The organism is Metalysinibacillus jejuensis (genome assembly GCF_003057615.1).
In the GTDB taxonomy this organism is placed as follows: domain Bacteria; phylum Bacillota; class Bacilli; order Bacillales_A; family Planococcaceae; genus Metalysinibacillus; species Metalysinibacillus jejuensis.
The window spans coordinates 1-3,764 of sequence record NZ_QAFW01000094.1; the positions used below are offsets into that span (position 1 = coordinate 1).

At 40.8% G+C, this 3,764-nt stretch carries 7 protein-coding genes; all 7 read left to right on the top strand.

Annotated elements, in window-relative coordinates; genetic code table 11:
• The first annotated feature begins 198 nt into the window (after positions 1-198).
• Positions 199-468: a hypothetical protein gene (locus tag DDE80_RS13935; protein WP_108308526.1), complete on the top strand. Its 270-nt coding sequence runs from the start codon at positions 199-201 to the stop codon at positions 466-468.
• A 68-nt stretch (positions 469-536) separates the two neighbouring features.
• Entirely contained in the window at positions 537-1,109 is a 573-nt protein-coding gene (locus DDE80_RS13940) for a DUF2140 family protein (RefSeq protein WP_108308527.1), read from the top strand.
• Between the two features lies 1 nt (position 1,110).
• On the top strand, positions 1,111-1,635 hold the full coding sequence (gene msrA, locus DDE80_RS13945; RefSeq protein WP_108308528.1) for a peptide-methionine (S)-S-oxide reductase MsrA: 525 nt from the start codon (positions 1,111-1,113) through the stop codon (positions 1,633-1,635).
• Complete coding sequence (msrB, locus tag DDE80_RS13950; RefSeq protein ID WP_108308530.1) at positions 1,635-2,054, top strand: peptide-methionine (R)-S-oxide reductase MsrB; 420 nt, start codon at positions 1,635-1,637, stop codon at positions 2,052-2,054. The genes msrA and msrB overlap by 1 nt, the downstream gene beginning before the upstream one ends.
• On the top strand, positions 2,051-2,251 hold the full coding sequence (locus DDE80_RS13955) for a YozE family protein (RefSeq protein ID WP_108308531.1): 201 nt from the start codon (positions 2,051-2,053) through the stop codon (positions 2,249-2,251). Before msrB ends, DDE80_RS13955 begins: the two co-directional genes overlap by 4 nt.
• A gap of 80 nt (positions 2,252-2,331) precedes the next feature.
• Positions 2,332-3,036 (top strand): purine-nucleoside phosphorylase, encoded by a 705-nt coding sequence (gene deoD, locus DDE80_RS13960; protein ID WP_108308532.1) that lies wholly within the window; start codon positions 2,332-2,334, stop codon positions 3,034-3,036.
• Positions 3,037-3,222: 186 nt separating this feature from the next.
• Positions 3,223-3,531 (top strand): hypothetical protein, encoded by a 309-nt coding sequence (locus DDE80_RS13965; protein ID WP_108308533.1) that lies wholly within the window; start codon positions 3,223-3,225, stop codon positions 3,529-3,531.
• Positions 3,532-3,764 lie beyond the last annotated feature (233 nt).

A 3,764-nucleotide genomic window follows, 5' to 3' on the forward strand; every position in this document is an offset into this window, starting at 1 on the left:
TTTTGCTTGACGACACATATTGTTTTACCGATAGCATGGATTTGGCTATCGAACCTCATACAATATCTAGTTATCAACGAACGAGAATGTTTTAGAGACTTTTACTTGTCTATAGAGCAAGTGTACCCTATTTTCAGTCAATTGAGATAGCAAAAGCTACCCCTTGACTGACCTCGCTTTCATCCCATAGCTAAAGTAATGGGCTTTCTCGCTCGGAAAATCTGTAATACAAAAGAACAACCGAAGCAACCTGTAAATTTAGGTGATGCTGTTCAATTACAAGGAGTTATTATTGCGATTAATCAACAAGGTTTTACACTAAAAATGGCTAAAGGAGAGTTAGCAATCTGTCAGTTGAAAGAGGTGTCGCATCTTTCCGTAGGACAAAATGTAACCGTCTATGCACGTGAAGTTCGCGAGTCAAGTCCAATTCAAGTAAGTGTAGAGAAACTCATAATTGAACAGTAGATTTCGTGCGAATTGGCTGTAAACTGTGTATAGTAAACGTATACTAAATGCGTGAGAGGAAGAGATAAATGAATGGTTGGAAGTATGCATTTTTCACGCTCGTAGTTTTACTCGTTGGTGGCGTAGGTGCTATGTATTTTGCGATTACAGCGTCGAGTGAGCGAGCACCTGTTGTACAACCTAGTACGATTGATGGCTTTGATGTAACGCTTGCTACGTCAAATGAAGAATTAGAACAGGTGGCGACACATTTTATTACTAAAGCTTTAAATGGTCAACAAATACCATTTCAAGTAGAGGTAGATGACTTGTTGCATCTTACGACGGTTGTACCTACATTTTTAGGAGATACAGATATTACAATGAGCTTTGAGCCTAGCGTTAATGAAGCTGGGCAAATCGTCTTAGAGCAACAGGCGTTTAAAGCAGGACGTCTCCTCATTTCGCCTAGCATTGCGATGAGTTTGGTAGAGCGTATTTTGACATTGCCAAATTGGCTTGCGATGTACCCACGAGATGAACAAATTATTATCGACTTAGAAAAAGCACCGATTGATAATGCGGTCCATGCGCGTGCAAAATCAATTGAGTTAAAAGACGGTGCTGTACATTTTGATATTACCATTCCTAAGGAGGACTAACATGAAACAAATAGCAATTTTTGCAGGTGGGTGTTTTTGGTGTATGGTAGAGCCATTTGAAGAAAGAGCGGGTGTAATTTCGGTGCGCTCGGGATATACGGGCGGCAAGCTTGAAAACCCGTCTTATGCTCAAGTATGCACTAATACAACAGGTCATGTAGAAGCGGTAGAAGTCATATTCGATGACGAGCAGCTGAGTTATCGGGAACTCGTTGATTTATATTGGCAAACACTAGACCCAACAGATGCAGGGGGTCAATTTTATGATCGAGGTGCTTCGTATGCGCCTGCTATCTTTTATACGGATGATAAACAGCGTGACATAGCAGAACAATCGAAGGCCGATTTAGCTGCGAGTGGTCGCTTTAGCAAGCCTATTGTAGTACCGATTTTACCTGCACAACCATTTTATGAAGCAGAAGCCTATCATCAAGGGTATTATAAAAAAAATCCAGCACATTATACACGTTACGCGCTAGGCTCAGGGCGCAAAGCGTTTATAGCAAAGCATTGGGAGGATAAATAATGAAAAAACTTGATCATTTAACAGAGATGCAACATTACGTAACACAACAAAACGGTACAGAGCCACCATTTCGCAATGAATATGATAGTCATTTTGAAGATGGTATTTATGTAGACGTTGTTTCAGGGGAGCCACTGTTTAGCTCACGCGATAAATACGATGCAGGTTGTGGTTGGCCAGCTTTTACAAAGCCAATTACTAAAGTGACAGAGCACTTTGATACAACACATGGTATGCGACGTGTCGAGGTACGAAGTGTAGAGGCAGATTCGCACCTTGGGCATGTTTTTGAAGATGGTCCAAAAGAAACGGGCGGTTTACGCTATTGTATTAATTCTGCCGCATTACGCTTTATTCCAAAAAATCAGCTTGAAGCGGAAGGCTACGGCGCTTATACGTCGTTGTTTGAGGAAGCATGAAGACGTTCTATCAATTTGTAATGACCTTTCGCGGTAGGGATGATAGTTTTGCCTACTTTGCCGAAGCTGCATTTGAAGATCAAAGTTTCCCGAAACAAAGTATCGATTTTAATGAATTAAGTGAATACGTAGAAATGTGTCAAGATGAATATATGACAACAGCTGTGTTTGATGCACTTTGGGCATTATATGTTTAAGTTGTTAGACGTCTGCCATTGTATTTTTAACGAAAAAAACGTATGATAAATGAGATATTATAGAAACGAGGGATTTTACGATGAGCGTACACATTAAAGCACAAAAGGGCGAAATCGCCGATACTATTTTATTACCAGGTGACCCACTGCGCGCGAAATACATCGCAGAAACATTTTTAGAGGACGTTGTTCAATATAACGACGTACGTAATATGTTTGGTTACACAGGCACATATAAAGGCAAGCGTATTTCGGTACAAGGTACAGGTATGGGCGTACCGTCTATTTCGATTTACGTAACAGAATTAATGGCAGAGTATGACGTACAAAAATTAATCCGCGTCGGTACATGCGGTGCGATCCAAAAAGACGTTAAAGTGCGTGACGTTATTATTGCACAAAGCGCATCTACGGATTCAAATATGAATAATATTATTTTTAATGGCATTAACTTTGCGCCAACAGCTGATTTTGATTTATTGCACAAAGCGTATATGGCGAGTAAAGAAGCGGGCTTAAACGTACGTGTAGGTAACGTCTTTACAGCAGATATGTTTTACTCAGAAGAAAACCAAAACGAAAAATTAGCACGTTACGGCGTACTAGGCGTTGAAATGGAAGCGGCAGCCCTTTATACAATTGCAGCGAAATATAATCGTCAAGCATTAGCAGTATTAACAGTGTCTGACCACATCCTAACGGGCGAAATTACAACACCAGAAGAACGCCAAACAACATTCAACGACATGATCGTTGTAGCGCTTGAAGCGGCGATTCAAGAATAAGTTACTAAAGCTCACTTACCAGACGATGGCGAGTGAGCTTTTTGTAACTATGCGCAACTCACTTTTATACCACAACGTTATAGTGGAGAGGAGTTGAGTGAGATGAAAAAAGAAATTAGGATATTGCAGGTAGCTGTTAGTATATTTGGGCTCGCTGTATTATTTGTTGGTGGTGCGCTGTGATTATTGCCTGTCCCGCAAGTGTTAATTGTCTTTTTATATGTAACGATGGTGCCGTTTTATCGCGCCGTTTATCATACCTTAAAAGGGTTACAGCACTTAATAAGAGGGCAACCAATTGATCAACAACTAGTACGTGTAAAGCATAATGCGATTGTATTAGCTATTATGTGTGTGCTAGCGTTACCTGGCGCCTATTATTTGGCGGACATTAATGATGCCCCGGGCATTATTGTACTAAGCCTTATTATTTTAGGCATTACAGTGGCTGTTATTGCGACATCAACGATTTTACGAAAAGTTGTAAGTGTATGAGTTTGCTCATGCACTTTCGTTTTAGTATGTTCAATCCTTGCTGATATTAAGCTAGCAGTGCTGTCGTAAGCGCTTTCGCCTAAATTATGATACAATTGCCATATCGGTGAACTACCCACCACTTAACTTCGTTTGAAGTGGGGGCTTCTCGCTTCCACGAACATCGCTTGCAAGCAAGTCTTATGTGTTCTCCACGAGCGTGAATTCGGGGCATTCCAACCCTACTGATACGC

Excerpts from the sequence above, each read along its gene's own strand:
- DDE80_RS13935 (WP_108308526.1), top strand. The coding sequence starts at position 199 with ATGGGCTTTCTCGCTCGGAAAATCTGTAATACAAAAGAACAACCGAAG.
- DDE80_RS13940 (WP_108308527.1), top strand. The coding sequence starts at position 537 with ATGAATGGTTGGAAGTATGCATTTTTCACGCTCGTAGTTTTACTCGTT.
- msrA (WP_108308528.1), top strand. The coding sequence starts at position 1,111 with ATGAAACAAATAGCAATTTTTGCAGGTGGGTGTTTTTGGTGTATGGTA.
- msrB (WP_108308530.1), top strand. The coding sequence starts at position 1,635 with ATGAAAAAACTTGATCATTTAACAGAGATGCAACATTACGTAACACAA.
- DDE80_RS13955 (WP_108308531.1), top strand. The coding sequence starts at position 2,051 with ATGAAGACGTTCTATCAATTTGTAATGACCTTTCGCGGTAGGGATGAT.
- deoD (WP_108308532.1), top strand. The coding sequence starts at position 2,332 with ATGAGCGTACACATTAAAGCACAAAAGGGCGAAATCGCCGATACTATT.